The sequence below is a fragment of the Pseudomonas tohonis genome (assembly GCF_012767755.2).
GTDB classification, from domain to species: Bacteria; Pseudomonadota; Gammaproteobacteria; order Pseudomonadales; family Pseudomonadaceae; genus Metapseudomonas; species Metapseudomonas tohonis.
The window spans coordinates 2264774-2280628 of sequence record NZ_AP023189.1 but is presented as its reverse complement, the minus strand read 5'-3'; the positions used below and the strand labels follow the sequence as shown (position 1 = coordinate 2280628).

Here is a 15855-nt window from a genome sequence, read left to right as displayed (position 1 = left end):
GGCGTCATCGCGACGCCGCCTCGTCTGTCACTGACGAAATTTCCCCGCCTTCGCTGTCCATAACCTTGCAGCCCCGAGCACACGCGGCAACCGCCCGCGACGCCTCGTTTCGACCCGCGCAAGGAGCACACAGGCCATGAGCCCATTCGATTGGCAGCGAATCCTCATCGATCAGTTCCCCCTCGGCTTCCTCGCCGAAGTCGCGTTGCGCGCCCTCTTCGCCTTCATGGTGGTGTTCGCGTTCCTGAAGATTTCCGGACGGCGCGGCGTACGGCAGATATCCCTGTTCGAGGTCCTGGTGATCCTCACCCTCGGCTCCGCCGCCGGCGACGTCTCCTTCTACGAAGACGTGCCCCTGCTGCCGATCCTCGTGGTCTTCGTCACCCTGCTGGTGCTGTACCGCGTCACCACCTACGCCATGGAGCACAGCCGCCGCTTCGGCGCCTGGCTGGAGGGCGAACCGGTGGTGATCATCCGCGACGGCCTCTACGACATCGACGCCCTGGCCCGTCACAACATCTCCAGCGACGAGTTCTTCATGGAGCTGCGCCGCCAGAGCGTCGAGCACCTGGGCCAGGTGCGGCTGGCCATACTCGAAGTGAATGGCGACGTCAGCCTCTACTTCTTCGATGACAGCGAGGTGCGCGAAGGCCTCTCCGTGCTACCCCGCCAATTGCGCCAGACCGTGGAGCGCCCCAGCGAGGACGGCCTCTACGCCTGCAACCGGTGCGGGTTCACCCAGCGCCTCGCCCGCGGGCAGGAGGCCCATTGCCCCCGCTGCGACGGCCACGCCTGGTCGCACGCCCTGGGCCGCAAGCACCAGGCCTCACCCGTGGAGGCGCACGCATGACAGCCGCGACACCCCCCGCCCTGCCGCCGCAACTGCGCTACGTCGAAGACAGCATGCCCGGCTTCGCCCGGCGCCTGCAGCGCGGCAAGTTCGTCTACATCGACCTCGCCGGCCGCCCCATCCGCGACGAGTTGGAGATCCAGCGCATCAACAAACTGGCCATCCCGCCCGCCTACCAGGAGGTGTGGATCTGCGCCGACCCACAAGGCCACATCCAGGCCACCGCGCGGGATGCCCGTCGGCGCAAGCAATACCGCTACCACCCGTTGTGGATCGAGATACGCGACGCCGCCAAGTACGAGCGCCTGCTGCGTTTCGGCCAGGCCCTGCCGACCCTGCGCCGGCGGATCGACCTGCACCTGGACGAGCCCGGCCTCGGCCGCGACAAGGTCATGGCCGCCGTCGTCGCCCTGCTCGACCGCACCCTGATCCGCATCGGCAACAGCCGCTACGCGCGGGACAACAAATCCTTCGGCCTCACCACCCTGCGCACCCGCCACGTCGACGTGAAGGGCAGCAGCATCCGCTTCGAGTTCAAGGGCAAGAGCGGCGTCGAGCACAGCGTGAAGCTCAGCAATCCGCGACTGGCGCGCATCCTCCGGCGCTGCCTGGAGCTGCCCGGCCAGCACCTGTTCCAGTACCTCGACGAGGGGGCCGAACGCCGCACCATCAGCTCCCACGACATCAACGACTACCTGCGCGGCCATGCCGGCGAGGACTTCACCGCCAAGGACTACCGCACCTGGGCCGGCAGCGCCCTGGCCCTGGAGCACTTGCGCAAGCACCGCTGGCAGAACGAGGCGAGCGCCAAGAAGCACCTGGTGGAGGTGATCCGCCAGGTCTCCCGCGAGCTGGGCAACACCCCCGCCGTCTGCCGCAAGTGCTACGTCCACCCGGCCATCATCGACGCCTTCCTCGCCGGCGAGCTGCAGGGCCTGAAGAAAGCCCGCAAGCGCAAGGGCCTCAGCGCCGAGGAAGCGTCATTGATGAACTTCCTCCAGGCGCTGCACACCGACCCGGCGGGCTGAACGACCCGGCCAGCGCCTTGGCAATATCTGTGGGGTTATTGTCATTGTCGCCAAACCCGGCAGGACGCAGACTGGCGCCATCAACCTGATGGAATACGCCATGGACACCCTGCGCACCATTGCCTGCCTGGCCTTCGACGATGTGATGAGCCTGGACGTGACCGGCCCGCTGCAGGTCTTCGCCTCGGCCAACGTCGAACGCCAGCGCCAGGGCCTCCCCGATGCCTACCGGATCCGCCTGATCGGCACCGAGGCCGGCGCGGTGAAAACCTCCGCCGGCTTCGCCCTGGTCGCCGAGGCCGCCTATCACGAAGTCGACCCGGCCAGCCTCGATACCTTGCTGGTGGCCGGCGGCATGGGCGTCGAGCGCATGTGCCGCAACCCGCCCCTGCTGGCCTGGCTGCGTGAGGCCGAGCCCCGGGTGCGGCGGCTCGGCTCCATCTGCTCCGGCGCGCTGATCCTCGCCGCCGCCGGCCTCCTGGCCGGGCGCAGCGCCACCACCCATTGGTCCGACGTGCCCGCCCTCGGCGGCTATTGCGACATCGACGTGCAGGGCGATCGCCTGCACACCTACGCCCCCGACGGCCGCGACGGCGACCCGCACGTATTCACGTCCGCCGGGGTCACCGCCGGCATCGACCTCGCGCTGGCCCTGGTGGAAGCCGACCTCGGCCGCACCATGGCGCTGGCGGTCGCGCGCCGGCTGGTGCTGTTCCTGCGTCGCCCCGGCGGCCAGGCGCAGTTCAGCGCGCTGCTCAACTGCGAACCCAGCCGCACGCCGCGCCTGGCCGCATTGCTGGAGTGGATCCCCGGCAACCTCGGTGGCGACCTGTCGCTGGAGGCACTGGCCACCCAGGCGCGCATGGCTCCACGCAGCCTGTCCCGGGCCTTCGTCCAGGAGCTGGGCATGGGGCCCGGAAAGTACGTCGAACGGGTGCGCCTGGAGGCGGCCCGCGCATTGCTCCAGGACGCCCAGGCCTCCATCGCCACCGTGGCCCGCCTCACCGGCTTCGGCCATCCCGAGAACCTGCGGCGCACCTTTCACAAGCACCTGTCCATCAGCCCGCAGGAATACGCGGAGCGCTTCGGACGCCCCACCACGCCCTGAGGAAACCGCCATGCTGGAACTGCGCCCCAACTGCGAATGCTGCGACAAGGACCTGCCGCCCGACTCCGCCGAGGCGATGATCTGCTCCTTCGAGTGCACCTTCTGCCGCGATTGCGTCGAAACCCACCTCGCCGGCCATTGCCCCAACTGCGCCGGCAAGCTGGTCGGGCGCCCCATCCGCCCCGCCGCCAAGCTCGCCGCCAATCCGCCATCGAGCCAGCGCATCCACCACCCCACTGGCTGCGCCAAGCGCGCCTGAACCCGGAAGACGACCATGCTCGAACTGATGAAGAAATTCCGTGGCGACGCCGTCGCCCTGCCCCCTCGTCCCGCCACGCGCCAGGTGTTCATCGCCTGGCTCGGCGGCGTCCTCGCCATCGCCAGCATCGCCGGCCTGGGCGACGCGCTGACCCTGAGCCTGCTGCTCGGCTCCTTCGGCGCCTCCTGCGTGCTGGTCTTCGGCTTCCCCGACGTGCCCTTCTCGCAGCCGCGCAACGTCGTCTTCGGCCACTTGCTGAGCACCTTCACGGGCCTGGCCTTCCTGTATGTCTGCGGCCCGCACTGGTGGGCCGTGGCACTGGCGGTGGGCAGCGCGATCGCCCTGATGATGCTGACCCGGACCGTGCACCCGCCGGCCGGCTCCAATCCGGTGATCGTCTTCCTCCTGCAGCCGGGCTGGGACTTCCTGCTCTACCCCACCCTCAGCGGCGCCCTGCTGCTGGTGCTGGTGGCGCTGGTCTACAACAACGCGAGCCGCGAGGCCCGCTACCCCAAATACTGGTAAGCCGCCGAGGTCCCCATGCTGCTGCGCAACCCGAGCATCCGCCTGCTGTTCGCCGGCCAGGCGCTGTACTGGAGCTGCTCGATGATCGGCATCACCCTCACCTCGCTGGTGGGGCTGCAACTGGCGCCGCTCAACGCCCTGGCCACCCTGCCGCTGGCGCTGCTGGTACTGGGCAACCTGCTGGCGGTGCAGCCGCTGTCACTGTTCATGCAGCGCCACGGTCGCCGCCCGGGGCTGATGCTCGGCGCCGCCGCCGGCGTGCTCGGCGGCCTGGTCAGCGCCCTGGGCGTCTGGCTTGGCGACTTCATCCTGCTGTGCCTGGGCGCCCTGCCGATCGGCGCCTACCAGGCCTCGGCCATGTACTACCGCTTCGCCGCCCAGGAAGCCGTGGACGACAGGCACAAGGGCCGCGCCACCGCCTATGTGGTCGGTGGCGGCATCTGTGCCGCGCTGCTGGCGCCGAGCCTGGCGCTCTGGTCGCGCAACGCCCTGGAAACGCCCTTCGTCGGCGCCTACCTCGCCATCGCCGCCCTGGCGCTGGTCGCCCTCGCGCTGCTGCGCCTGCTGCGTGAAGGCCAGGCACCCAGGCCGCCCAAGGCCGGCTGGGCGGCCACCCAGGCCCTGCTCAAGCGCCCGCTGGTCCGCGCCGCCATCGCCACCACCGCCATCGGCCACGGGCTGATGATCCTGGTGATGAACGCGACGCCCCTGGCCATGAGCTTCTGCGGCCTGCCGCTGGAAGCCGGGTCGGAGGTGATCCGCTGGCACATGCTCGGCATGTTCCTCCCCGCCTTCGCCGCCGGCCCGTTGGTGGACCGCTTCGGCAGCCGCCGCGTGGCCCTGTCGGGCGCCGTGCTGCTGCTCTTCAGCGCCGGCATCGCCCTGGCCGGGCTGGGCATGGCGTATTTCCTGATGAGCTCGTTCCTGCTCGGGCTGGGCTGGAACCTGATGCTGGTGGCCGGCACCACGCTGCTGGCGGAAGGGCACGCCACCGAGGAGCGCGGCCAAGCCCAGGCGCTGATGGAGCTGTGCAACAGCCTGGTGGCCGCCTGCGCCTCCTTCGCCTCCGGCGCCCTGATCACCGGGCTCGGCTGGAGCGCGGTGAACCTCGGCATGCTGCCGCTGGTGGCGGTGGTCCTGCTGGCGCTGTTCATGGTGCGTCGCGGCAGGGCCGCCCAGGCAGAAGCGGCACCGTGATCGCCGCCCCACATCACGGCACTTCCCCGTAGGAGCGAGCTCTGCTCGCGAAGCTCTACCCCCGCAAGACCGACCCCCGCCCAGGCTTCAGCCCGGGAAATGACCGATCGCAGGATTGGATGAGCCCTGCGAATCCCATCGATCCGGTGCGTCCCCGGGCGTCGGGCAACATGGGTTTCGCTGCGCTCTACGCCACCCTACGGGGGGGAATTGCGGACATGAAAAAGGCAGCCCGGGGGCTGCCTTTTCCTTACCGCTTCAACGCCTCAGTAGTAGGCGTTCTCACGGTTGCTGTGGTCGGTCACGTCACGCACGCCCTTCAGCTCGGGGATGCGCTCGAGCAGGGTGCGCTCGACGCCGTCCTTGAGGGTCAGGTCGACCTGGCCGCAGCCCTGGCAGCCGCCGCCGAACTGCAGCACGGCGATGCCTTCGTCGACCACGTCCACCAGGCTCACCTGGCCGCCGTGGCTGGCGAGGCCGGGGTTGATCTCGGTCTGCAGGTAGTAGTTGATGCGTTCATTCAGCGGGCTGTCCTCGTTGACCATCGGCACCTTGGCGTTCGGGGCCTTGATGGTCAGCTGGCCGCCCATGCGGTCGGTGGCGTAGTCGACCACGGCGTCCTCGAGGAAGGGTTCGCTCAGGCCGTCGATCCACGCGGTGAAGGACGCGAGGGCCAGCGGGGTGTCCTCGGGCTTCTGCTCGCCCGGCTTGCAGTAGGCGATGCAGGTTTCGGCGTACTGGGTGCCCGGCTGGGTGATGAAGACACGGATACCGATACCGCTGGTGTTCTGCTTCGACAGCAGGTCAGCCAGATAGTCTTCGGCTGCCTGGGTAATGGTGATGGCGCTCATGGCAACTCCTCGCAAACATGGGGCGCAGTGTACGCCAATCAGGTCCTACGGATAAAGTCCTAGTGTTTTAGTAGGAATAATTCGCGACAAATCCTCAGAAGTTCTGATAGCGGTTCATGTCCAGCACGGCCGCCTCCACCGGGTCGGTCTCGTGGATGTAGGCCGAGAGGTCGTGGAAGTAACGCCAGAACTGCGGATGGCTGCGACGGATACCCCAGCGCTCCACCACCTTGTCGAAGGCCGGCGTGTCCTTCACCTGCCCGAGCGCGGCGACGAACGCCGGCACCTCCTCGGCGCGCAGGTTGAACATGAAATTGGGGTAGCTGGTCAGCACGCCGGGGTAGATGGTCAGGGTGTCCAGCCCGGGCTGGTAGCGCAGTTCCTCGCCCATCATGAAGGCCACGTTGCTGTGCGCGCGGTTGCGCAGCACGCTGTAGACCTCGCGGTGCCCGTCCGCCAGCTCGACGCGCAACAGCGTCGCCTCCGGCATCTGGTCGATCACCTTGAGCCCCGCCGCCGGCCGGCTGACCAGTTGGCTCAGCGCCTGCTCGGCCTGTTGCAGCGCCGGGTCGATGCCCAGGCGGTAGCAGTTGCCGGTGGTGCAGCGGTTGATCGGGTCGGGCCTTGCATTGAGGTCGGCGTAGCGCTTGAGCAGTTGCGCCGCGAAGGAGCCCTTGGCGCGCTCGACCGGCAGGAACAGCCCGGTGGGCGTGTCGTCGTCGATGTCCTCGTAGTCCAGCCACATCTTCAATTTGCCGCTGTTCTGGTACCAGTCGTCGAGGATCGCGGTGCGCGACTCGGCCGGCATCAGGCGCAGGAAGTTGACCTCGGCGCCATTGCGGATCAGGTCGAAATACAACCGCGTCTGCGCCTGGTGCGAAACGTTGCCGTACACGTCGAAGTTCACCACCAACTGGTAGTAGGTGCGCTCGAACAGCGGGTAGTCCAGCAGCCACATCGTCTGCGGCACCTCGCCGATCAGCCCCTTGCGCACGAAGGCGCTGTCGAACTGGCGATAGATGGACAGCAGGGCGTTGTCGTTGCCGCTCCAGATATCCGCCCAGGTGGGCACCGGGGCATCGGCGTAGGCGTCGCGCCGCAGCTCCTCGTAGGCGTTGCGCTTGTCGCGGTAGCTGTGCCACAGGCTCAGCAACCCGCCGATCTCGTCGAACTGCCCGGGCATCGCCAGCAAGGGCGTCGCCTCGCCCCGGTAGGCGGCATCGGTGACGTAGAGGTCGTGCTGCGGGTCCTGGAACAGCGCCCAGAAGTTGTCACGGATCACGTCGGTGGCGATCTGCCCGCGGCACACCGGGCCACGGATGAAGGTGCGCACGAAGTACTCGGCGTTATCCAGCATGAACTGGTAGCGCGCCTGGGCCGGGATGGCCTCGAAGGTCTCGAACGGGTTGGCCCGGCGTTGCGCGCCGTAGCCCGGCACCTTGTCGGTGGTCCAGTCGCTGCCGAAGAACAGCTCGTTGACCCGCGCCAGCCTGGAATCGCTCAGCGGGTAGGTGATGTGCGTCTTGTGCACGATCACGCCCTGGATGGGCCACAGGCGGTAGTAGAAATCGGTGCCCGGGTCATCGTTGGGACGGCGCGTGGCGATCGGATCGATGGGCTTGCCGCTGGGCGTGCGCGAACGCACCAGCTGGAAGAAATGCCCGCTCTTGCCCTCGTCGAAGTACAGGTGGGCAAGGAACAGGTGCTCGAACAGCCAGCGCCCCACCAGCACCTCGCGGGCACCCCGGGCGTTGAGCAGCCCCTCCCACTCGGCGATCTGCCGCGCCTCGTCCTGTGTCGGCGTCACCGCGCTCGCCTCCACCGGCGCACCGGCGGCGAGCCAGCGCTGCAGCGTCTGGTATTGCTGGTCGTCCAGGCCGGTCACCGCGAAGGGCATGCCGGCGTGGGCGAATTTCTTCGCATAGTCGTCGAACTCGTCCGGGGTCGGGCACTGGTTCTGGCGATTGATGCCGATGTCCAGGTCTTCCGGCAGCTTGGCATTGGGCGTGAGCGGCGCGCTGTGCCCGAGCTCCAGCATGCGCGCCATCAGCGCTGCCTGCGGGGCCTGGCCCTGCAGCACGGAGTAGAACCCCTTGTCGCGCCATGCCGCCTCGCCCTGGGCGTCGAAAAACAGCCGCGTGGTGGCCTGTGCGCGAGTGCGCGTGCCGTCGTACACCGGCAGCTTGGTCGCCCCGCGCGCCGCACCCTCGCCGCTGCCCAGGTTGAGCTGGCAGGGCGAGTCGTAGCACGCATGGCAGGCCACGCATTTCTCGGTGAAGATCGGCTGGATGTCGCGGGTGTAGGAGATCCCCTCGGCATACGCCGCAGCGCTCATGAATAGAAGGGCGGCGGCGAACAACGCGCGATACGGCATGGACCTTTTCCTTGGCGAACGAATCGGCCGATTCTACCGGCATCCGCGCTGCGCTGCAGCGAAGCGGCAGCCAGGGTGGTGATGGGCGGCCCCTCGCGGCGCAGCCCATCGCCCCGCCGCCGGGGCGGCTCAGCTGTAGGTCAGGCCCAGGCCGGCGGCGATGCGCTCCAGGGTGGCCTTCTCTTCCTTGCTGATCTTGCTGCCGAAGCCGAGGAAGCCGCCGGAGGCCGAAGCCACCGCCTTGCCCAGGCCCAGCAACGCCTGCTTGAACGCCTGCGCTTCCTCCGGCGCCACCTTGGTCTCGACGATCAGGCGGATGCGCAGCAGCTCCTGGGCATGGTTGAGGGGGGTGGTCAGCAGTTCGGTCAGCAGCTGCGGCACGTCGGTGATGACGTTGGTGATGATGCGCGAATACAACTGGCCGCCGTTTTTGGCCGACTCCCCCAGCTGCTTGACGAAGGCCTGCGCCTCCTTGTTGTCGAGCTTGCCGTCGGCGGCCGCCACCAGCAGGAACACCATGAAGGGCGCCCGGCGCAGGGCCTGGAACTCCTCGGCGGTGAACTGGGTGTTCTCCTGGCCCTGGAACCCGGAGCTTTCGCCCGCCTGCTCGACGAAGTTGCTATTCCACACCTCCAGGGCTTCCTCGTTGTTCTCCAGGCCATCGAAGAAGGCTGCGGCCAGCTCCTGCAGCTGGTCGTTGGAGAAACCCGCGCCAGCCGAGGCCTTGGGTTTGTGCACGGCGAAGCCGGCTTCATGGCCGGCGTTGCGGTAGGGCAGCAGCCACTGGAAATGGCGCTGCTTGTCCGAGGCGAAGCGGATGTCGACGATCAGGCAGTCGGTCTTGCCGGTGGGCAGGGTGACCAGGCCGTCGCGGATGAACACCGCGCCCAGCTTGTCCTCGTCCAGGCTGGTGATGCGCGCCTCGCCCTGCTGCATGGCCTCCACGGAGCTGTCCGATAGCAGCCGCACCATGCTGGTCTGCTGGTCGGTGCCCAGGTAGCCGACGATGGGGATCAGCATCTCGCCGCTGGCGACGCCTTGTACCGCATGTCCAGCAAAGTAGCCGGCCATTTCCATCACTTTCTTCGCGTGTTCCATCGAACTGCTTCCTTGTATGCGTTCAGTCTGTCGTGCGGGAGGACGTCAATCGCGACGTCGAGGGCCTCGCCTGCTGCACTAGCGAGGTGCCACCATCAATCTGCAACAGCCACCCCCCCGTTGTGAAGCGCAGGAACGGGCTTTCGTGACCCACATCGACAATCCGCACCCCGCAGGCCTCACTCCGCAGCGCCGCCGTCCGTCCGCCGGGGCCCGCCAAGCCGCGCAGACGTGAACGCCGTCATCCCCCGTGGCGGGCCACCGGCGTATCCTGCCGCCACGCCAGGCCACCAGGGATGATGTCGGCGCAGCTACAGGGAACGTGCTCCAGGGCCGCCGTCCGGCGCGCCCGCCCCTCCTGACTGCAACCGATCGCCCCTCGGGCCGGCCCCAGCCATGCCACAGGAGATCCTGACCATGAAACCCCTCGCCGGCGCCCTCGCCGCCCTGACCCTCAGCGCCTGCGCCCAGGCCTCCGATTGCGGCTTCGCCCCGCTCAAGCTGGTGGCCAGCCCCGAAGCGCCCAGCACATTCGTTGGCGACGGCCAGCGCCTGCAGGTGCGCTTCGTCAACGAGAACCCGGACATCGCCGAACCCGACGCCTTCCCCGAGCCGCCGGTGGTGCTGCTGGACAAGGCCAGCGGCAAGAGCTGCAACATCGAGGACGGGGGCATCTGGGCCCGTGACCCGCTGTTCCTCAGCCGCGACGAGAAGCGCCTGGTGACCTACGAGTTCAGCGGCTCCAACGGTGAACTGGTGGCCTACGACACCGCCACCTGCAAGGTGCTGCACCGCCAGGACATCACCGGCAAGCGCGCCAGCGTCGAGGGCGAGGAGCTGGTGCTCGGCGCCGACTGCGACGACAGCGGCAGCTGCAAGACCCAAGCAAAGCAACCCGTACAGCCTTTCTGCAAACCCTGATAGGGATAGTCAATGAGCCTCGACACCTGCATCGTCAACGCCTGCACCGCGGCCTGGGACCAGAGCTTCATCGCCGGTACCCAGAACAAGAACAACTGCTCCGGCTTCCTGCAATCGGTGGCCGCCACCCTCGGCGTACCGATTCCCGGCGGCAACGCCGACGCCATCATGGGCGGCCTGCCCCAGGCCACCGGCTGGAAGGAACTGGCCAGCGGTGACGAAGCCGCGCAGAAGGCCTCCCAGGGCTACTTCGTGATCGCCGGCATCAAGGGCAGCGACCACAACCCGGCGCGCAACAACGGCCACGTCGCCGTGGTCATCGGCGGCACCCTGTACCACGGCAAGTACCCGCGCGTCTGGTGCGGCAGCATCGCCGGCGCGGTCGGTCAGAGCCAGGGCCTGCGCTCGGTGGGCGAGGTCTGGAACCGCACCGACCGCGACCTGGTGAAGTACTTCGTCTACGCCACGGCCAGCTGCCGCGGCTGATCCCCCCGCGCCGTGGATGACCCCGCCTCATCCACGGCCGCGCTCCCCGCACGCCCCCGCCCCGCCCGCATCCCCGCACTCCATGCCCACCAGGGCGCCGCCCGGCTTCGGCCCACAGCAACATGAGCCATATTCATGCAACAGCCGGCGGGCGGTCGATCCCCTTCATCTTTGCTATGCTTTGCGACCTTTTCCGCCCAGCTAGTCAGGTCCTCCATGTCCAGCCCGCTCACCGATCGCAGCGCTCGCCTGCACGCCCTTCACAAAGCCCTCAAGGAACGCATCCTGATCCTCGACGGCGGCATGGGCACCATGATCCAGAGCTACAAGCTCCAGGAGGAGGACTACCGGGGCACGCGCTTCGCCGACTGGCCGAGCGACGTCAAGGGCAACAACGACCTGCTGCTGCTGTCGCGCCCGGACGTGATCCAGGCCATCGAGAAGGCCTACCTGGACGCCGGCGCGGACATCCTCGAGACCAACACCTTCAACGCCACCCAGGTGTCCCAGGCCGACTACGGCATGGAGTCCCTGGTGTACGAGCTGAACGTCGAGGGCGCGCGCCTGGCCCGTGAAGTGGCCGACGCCAAGACCCTGGAAACCCCGGACAAGCCGCGCTTCGTCGCCGGCGTCCTCGGCCCGACCAGCCGCACCTGCTCCATCTCCCCCGACGTCAACGACCCGGGCTACCGCAACGTCACCTTCGACGAGCTGGTGGAGAACTACACCGAGGCCACCCGTGGCCTGATGGAAGGCGGCGCCGACCTCATCCTCATCGAAACCATCTTCGACACCCTTAACGCCAAGGCGGCGATCTTCGCCGTGCAGGGCGTGTTCGAGGAACTGGGCGTCGAGCTGCCGATCATGATCTCCGGCACCATCACCGACGCCTCCGGCCGCACCCTCTCGGGCCAGACCACCGAAGCCTTCTGGAACTCGGTGAGCCACGCCAAGCCGATCTCCGTGGGCCTGAACTGCGCCCTCGGCGCCAAGGAACTGCGCCCCTACCTCGCCGAGCTGGCGAGCAAGGCCGGCACCCACGTCTCCGCCCACCCCAACGCCGGCCTGCCCAACGCCTTCGGCGAGTACGACGAGACCCCGGCCGAGATGGCCGTGGTGGTCGAGGAGTTCGCCGCCAGCGGCTTCCTCAACATCATCGGCGGCTGCTGCGGCACCACCCCGGGGCACATCGAGGCCATCGCCAAGGCCGTGGCCAAGCACCCGCCACGCGTGATCCCGGAGATCCCCAAGGCCTGCCGCCTGTCGGGCCTGGAGCCCTTCACCATCGACCGCAGCTCGCTGTTCGTGAACGTCGGCGAGCGCACCAACATCACCGGTTCCGCCAAGTTCGCCAGGCTGATCCGCGAGGAGAACTACACCGAGGCGCTGGAAGTCGCCCTGCAGCAGGTGGAAGCCGGCGCCCAGGTCATCGACATCAACATGGACGAGGGCATGCTCGACTCCAAGGCGGCGATGGTGCGCTTCCTCAACCTCATCGCCGGCGAGCCGGACATCTCCCGCGTGCCGATCATGATCGACTCCTCCAAGTGGGAGGTGATCGAGGCGGGCCTGAAATGCATCCAGGGCAAGGGCATCGTCAACTCCATCTCCATGAAGGAAGGCGTCGAGCAGTTCAAACACCACGCCAAGCTGTGCAAGCGCTACGGCGCCGCCGTGGTGGTGATGGCCTTCGACGAGGCCGGCCAGGCCGACACCGAGGCGCGCAAGGCGGAAATCTGCCAGCGCAGCTACGACATCCTGGTCAATGAAGTGGGCTTCCCACCCGAAGACATCATCTTCGACCCGAACATCTTCGCCGTGGCCACCGGCATCGAGGAACACAACAACTACGCGGTCGACTTCATCAACGCCTGCGCCTACATCCGCGACAACCTGCCCTACGCCCTGAGCTCGGGCGGCGTGTCCAACGTGTCGTTCTCCTTCCGCGGCAACAACCCGGTGCGCGAGGCGATCCACTCGGTCTTCCTCTACTACGCCATCCAGAACGGCCTCACCATGGGCATCGTCAACGCCGGCCAGCTGGAGATCTACGACGAGATCCCCAAAGAGCTGCGCGATGCCGTCGAGGACGTGGTGCTCAACCGCAGCCCCAACGCCACCGAGGCCCTGCTGGCCATCGCCGACAAGTACCGGGGCGATGGCGCGGCCAAGGAAGTGGAGAACGAGGAGTGGCGTTCGCTGCCGGTCGACAAGCGCCTGGAGCACGCGCTGGTGAAGGGCATCACCGCCTTCATCGTCGAAGACACCGAGGAGTGCCGCCAGCAGTGCGCGCGCCCGATCGAGGTGATCGAAGGCCCGCTGATGTCCGGCATGAACGTGGTCGGCGACCTGTTCGGCTCGGGCAAGATGTTCCTCCCGCAGGTGGTCAAGTCCGCCCGCGTGATGAAGCAGGCGGTGGCCCACCTGATCCCCTTCATCGAAGCGGAGAAGGGCGACAAGCCCGAAGCCAAGGGCAAGATCCTCATGGCCACCGTCAAGGGCGACGTCCACGACATCGGCAAGAACATCGTCGGCGTGGTGCTCGGCTGCAACGGCTACGACATCGTCGACCTCGGCGTGATGGTCCCGGCGGAGAAGATCCTGCAGACCGCCCGCGACGAGAAGTGCGACATCATCGGCCTCTCCGGCCTGATCACCCCGTCGCTGGACGAAATGGTCCACGTCGCCCGCGAGATGCAGCGCCAGGGCTTCAACCTGCCGCTGATGATCGGCGGCGCCACCACCTCCAAGGCCCACACCGCGGTGAAGATCGACCCGCAGTACAGCAATGACGCCGTGGTCTACGTCACCGACGCCTCGCGCGCCGTGGGCGTGGCCACCCAGCTGCTGTCCAAGGAGCTCAAGGCCGGCTTCGTCGAGCGCACCCGCGCCGACTACGTCGAAACCCGCGAGCGCACCGCCAACCGCGCCGCCCGCACCGAGCGCCTGGCCTACGCCGACGCCATCGCCAACAAGCCGGACTTCGACTGGGCCGGCTACCGCGCGCCCAAGCCCAGCTTCACCGGCGTGCGCGTGCTGGAAGACATCGACCTGGCCGTGCTGGCCGAATACATCGACTGGACGCCCTTCTTCATCTCCTGGGACCTGGCCGGCAAATACCCGCGCATCCTCACCGACGAGGTGGTGGGTGAAGCCGCCACCGCGCTGTTCGCCGACGCCCAGGCGATGCTGAAGAAACTGATCGACGAGAAACTGATCAAGGCCCGCGCCGTGTTCGGCTTCTGGCCGGCCAACCAGGTCAACCACGACGACATCGAAGTGCGCGACGACCAGGGCAAGCCGCTGGCCACCCTGCACCACCTGCGCCAGCAGACCATCAAGCCCGACGGCAAGCCGAACCTGTGCCTGGCCGACTTCGTCGCGCCCAAGGAGAGCGGCGTGGTCGACTACGTCGGTGGCTTCATCACCACCGCCGGCATCGGTGCCGAGGAAGTGGCCAAGGCCTATGAGGCCAAGGGCGACGACTACAACTCGATCATGGTCAAGGCCCTCGCCGACCGCCTGGCCGAAGCCTGCGCCGAGTGGCTTCACGAGCGCGTGCGCAAGGAGTACTGGGGCTACGCCGCCGACGAGCACCTGGACAACGAGGCGTTGATCAAGGAGCAGTACAACGGCATCCGCCCCGCCCCCGGCTACCCGGCCTGCCCGGACCACACCGAGAAGGGCACCCTGTTCGACCTGCTGGACCCGAGCGCCAGCTTCGACAAGGCCGGCCTGAGCGGCGTGTTCCTCACCGAGCATTACGCCATGTTCCCGGCGGCGGCCGTCAGCGGCTGGTACTTCGCCCACCCCGAGGCGCAGTACTTCGCCGTCGGCAAGATCGAACGCGACCAGGTGGAGAGCTACAGCAAGCGCAAGGGCCAGGACCAGGCCGTGAGCGAACGCTGGCTGGCGCCTAACCTCGGCTACGACTACTGATCACGAACGGGCCCGCGCAATGCGGGCCCGGTTCTTTCTGGCGCCCAGCGGCGCAACGATGGGTTTCGCGGGGCTCTAGCCACCCCACGGGTGCCCAGTCCGCGCGGCTTGGCGCTCTTCGTAGATACCGTCTTGATTTCTAGTGAGCAAGGGCCAGTTTTGCGTCAAATGGCCGGCCTGATTTCAAGACGCCGTAGGCGATGCTCAGCAGCTTGCGCATGGCGGCGCAGACGATCTGCTTGCCGGTCTTGCCCTTCGCCCTCAATCGTTCGCTCAGGGCCCTGACAGCCTCGTTGTACGTCAGGGCACTGATCGCGGGCATGAACAAGCCGGCCCGCAGGCGCGATGAGCCCGTCTTGGAGATACGTGTCTGTCCCCGGTGGTTCCCGGACTCCTGCAGCCGCGGATTGAGCCCGGCAAAGGCAGTGACGGCGCGGCTGTTGGCAAAGCGCAGTGGGTCGCCCAGCTCCGCCAGGAGCAGGGCGGCGGTCTTGTCGGCGATCCCGTCAATGCTGGTCAGCAGGTCGCGCTTGCCGCGCAGATCCGGGTCGTTGTCGATGTGGTCGTCGATCGCCTTGAGGGTCTCTTCGATCTCCTGACCGATATGTTCCAGCACCGACTGGATCGAGGCCTGGACGCTGGCATCGGCCACTTCCAGGCGGTTGCGCTCCATCTGCTCGATTTCGCGCAGGTCCTCCAGGCGCCGTACCAGGGCTTTCAAACGCCGCACGGCACGGGGCTCGGGTTGCCAGGGACGCAGACTGTCCTGATGGCGCTCGCCGTATTCGGCGATCAGCTTGGCGTCGACCTTGTCGGTCTTCACCCGCTGCAACTGACTACGGGCGTAGTGGGCGATTTGTGCCGGGTTGAGGACACAGACCCGATAGCCTTGCTCCAACAGCCATTCGGCCAGGGCTTCATGGTGGATGCCGGTGGCCTCCATCACGACCCAGGCTCCGGGTTCGCTGTGTTTGTTCAGCCAGTCGCGCAAGACGGCGAAGCCCGCTTTGTCGTTGGCCAGCTTGGCCTTGGTGCGGTACTTGCCGTTGGGCTGCAGGGTGGCGAGGTCAAAGGTGTGTTTGGCGATGTCGATGCCGATGACGCTGGGCATGGATTCTCCTCTCGATCCGTTCAGACGCGATCATCACTGCACCCGACCCAACCTTGTAGATGCGAGCTCGAGGCTCTGGATACCGTTCGGGCTGTTCGAGTGAGTGTG

At 67.4% G+C, this 15855-nt stretch carries 13 protein-coding genes; 9 read left to right on the top strand and 4 right to left on the bottom strand.

The window, feature by feature from the left end; translation table 11 throughout:
- Window positions 1–136: 136 nt before the first annotated feature.
- From HSX14_RS10465 to HSX14_RS10440, 6 genes are all read left to right on the top strand, one after another.
- Window positions 137–850, top strand: a complete 714-nt coding sequence (locus tag HSX14_RS10465) for a YetF domain-containing protein (protein ID WP_173178427.1) — start codon at window positions 137–139, stop codon at window positions 848–850.
- The gene (locus HSX14_RS10460) at window positions 847–1878 is read left to right on the top strand and encodes a DNA topoisomerase IB (protein WP_173178426.1); all 1032 of its coding nucleotides are present in this window, start codon (window positions 847–849) and stop codon (window positions 1876–1878) included. The genes HSX14_RS10465 and HSX14_RS10460 overlap by 4 nt, the downstream gene beginning before the upstream one ends.
- Window positions 1879–1978: 100 nt before the next feature.
- The gene (locus tag HSX14_RS10455) at window positions 1979–2986 is read left to right on the top strand and encodes a GlxA family transcriptional regulator (RefSeq protein ID WP_173178425.1); all 1008 of its coding nucleotides are present in this window, start codon (window positions 1979–1981) and stop codon (window positions 2984–2986) included.
- A gap of 10 nt (window positions 2987–2996) precedes the next feature.
- Entirely contained in the window at window positions 2997–3245 is a 249-nt protein-coding gene (locus HSX14_RS10450; RefSeq protein WP_173178424.1) for a DUF1272 domain-containing protein, read from the top strand.
- Between the two features lie 15 nt (window positions 3246–3260).
- Entirely contained in the window at window positions 3261–3770 is a 510-nt protein-coding gene (locus tag HSX14_RS10445) for an HPP family protein (protein ID WP_173178423.1), read from the top strand.
- Window positions 3771–3785: 15 nt separating this feature from the next.
- A complete protein-coding gene (locus HSX14_RS10440) occupies window positions 3786–4967 on the top strand; it encodes an MFS transporter (protein ID WP_173178422.1) in 1182 nt (393 codons plus the stop codon).
- A gap of 266 nt (window positions 4968–5233) precedes the next feature.
- Here HSX14_RS10440 and nfuA read toward each other — a convergent pair whose 3' ends face one another.
- The 3 genes from nfuA to HSX14_RS10425 all read right to left on the bottom strand — a co-directional run bounded on the left by nfuA (window position 5234) and on the right by HSX14_RS10425 (window position 9290).
- The gene (gene nfuA / locus HSX14_RS10435; protein WP_111263776.1) at window positions 5234–5818 is read right to left on the bottom strand and encodes a Fe-S biogenesis protein NfuA; all 585 of its coding nucleotides are present in this window, start codon (window positions 5816–5818) and stop codon (window positions 5234–5236) included.
- 94 nt (window positions 5819–5912) lie between these two features.
- Window positions 5913–8192: a fatty acid cis/trans isomerase gene (locus tag HSX14_RS10430; RefSeq protein ID WP_173178421.1), complete on the bottom strand. Its 2280-nt coding sequence runs from the start codon at window positions 8190–8192 to the stop codon at window positions 5913–5915.
- A 129-nt stretch (window positions 8193–8321) separates the two neighbouring features.
- Window positions 8322–9290 (bottom strand): hypothetical protein, encoded by a 969-nt coding sequence (locus HSX14_RS10425; protein WP_173178420.1) that lies wholly within the window; start codon window positions 9288–9290, stop codon window positions 8322–8324.
- Window positions 9291–9707: 417 nt separating this feature from the next.
- On the opposite strand from HSX14_RS10425, the gene HSX14_RS10420 reads away from it, so the two are divergent.
- The 3 genes from HSX14_RS10420 (at window position 9708) to metH (ending at window position 14636) form a co-directional block, all read left to right on the top strand.
- The gene (locus HSX14_RS10420) at window positions 9708–10211 is read left to right on the top strand and encodes a hypothetical protein (protein ID WP_173178419.1); all 504 of its coding nucleotides are present in this window, start codon (window positions 9708–9710) and stop codon (window positions 10209–10211) included.
- A gap of 12 nt (window positions 10212–10223) precedes the next feature.
- On the top strand, window positions 10224–10697 hold the full coding sequence (locus tag HSX14_RS10415; protein WP_173178418.1) for a hypothetical protein: 474 nt from the start codon (window positions 10224–10226) through the stop codon (window positions 10695–10697).
- A gap of 216 nt (window positions 10698–10913) precedes the next feature.
- Window positions 10914–14636 (top strand): methionine synthase, encoded by a 3723-nt coding sequence (gene metH, locus HSX14_RS10410; protein ID WP_173178417.1) that lies wholly within the window; start codon window positions 10914–10916, stop codon window positions 14634–14636.
- 139 nt (window positions 14637–14775) lie between these two features.
- Here the strand turns inward: metH and HSX14_RS10405 are convergent, their stop codons facing one another.
- Complete coding sequence (locus HSX14_RS10405; protein ID WP_116858044.1) at window positions 14776–15747, bottom strand: IS110 family RNA-guided transposase; 972 nt, start codon at window positions 15745–15747, stop codon at window positions 14776–14778.
- Between the last annotated feature and the right edge of the window lie 108 nt (window positions 15748–15855).

Coding starts and splice junctions, on each gene's coding strand:
- HSX14_RS10465 (WP_173178427.1), top strand. CDS start 137: ATGAGCCCATTCGATTGGCAGCGAATCCTCATCGATCAGTTCCCCCTC.
- HSX14_RS10460 (WP_173178426.1), top strand. CDS start 847: ATGACAGCCGCGACACCCCCCGCCCTGCCGCCGCAACTGCGCTACGTC.
- HSX14_RS10455 (WP_173178425.1), top strand. CDS start 1,979: ATGGACACCCTGCGCACCATTGCCTGCCTGGCCTTCGACGATGTGATG.
- HSX14_RS10450 (WP_173178424.1), top strand. CDS start 2,997: ATGCTGGAACTGCGCCCCAACTGCGAATGCTGCGACAAGGACCTGCCG.
- HSX14_RS10445 (WP_173178423.1), top strand. CDS start 3,261: ATGCTCGAACTGATGAAGAAATTCCGTGGCGACGCCGTCGCCCTGCCC.
- HSX14_RS10440 (WP_173178422.1), top strand. CDS start 3,786: ATGCTGCTGCGCAACCCGAGCATCCGCCTGCTGTTCGCCGGCCAGGCG.
- nfuA (WP_111263776.1), bottom strand. CDS start 5,818: ATGAGCGCCATCACCATTACCCAGGCAGCCGAAGACTATCTGGCTGAC.
- HSX14_RS10430 (WP_173178421.1), bottom strand. CDS start 8,192: ATGCCGTATCGCGCGTTGTTCGCCGCCGCCCTTCTATTCATGAGCGCT.
- HSX14_RS10425 (WP_173178420.1), bottom strand. CDS start 9,290: ATGGAACACGCGAAGAAAGTGATGGAAATGGCCGGCTACTTTGCTGGA.
- HSX14_RS10420 (WP_173178419.1), top strand. CDS start 9,708: ATGAAACCCCTCGCCGGCGCCCTCGCCGCCCTGACCCTCAGCGCCTGC.
- HSX14_RS10415 (WP_173178418.1), top strand. CDS start 10,224: ATGAGCCTCGACACCTGCATCGTCAACGCCTGCACCGCGGCCTGGGAC.
- metH (WP_173178417.1), top strand. CDS start 10,914: ATGTCCAGCCCGCTCACCGATCGCAGCGCTCGCCTGCACGCCCTTCAC.
- HSX14_RS10405 (WP_116858044.1), bottom strand. CDS start 15,747: ATGCCCAGCGTCATCGGCATCGACATCGCCAAACACACCTTTGACCTC.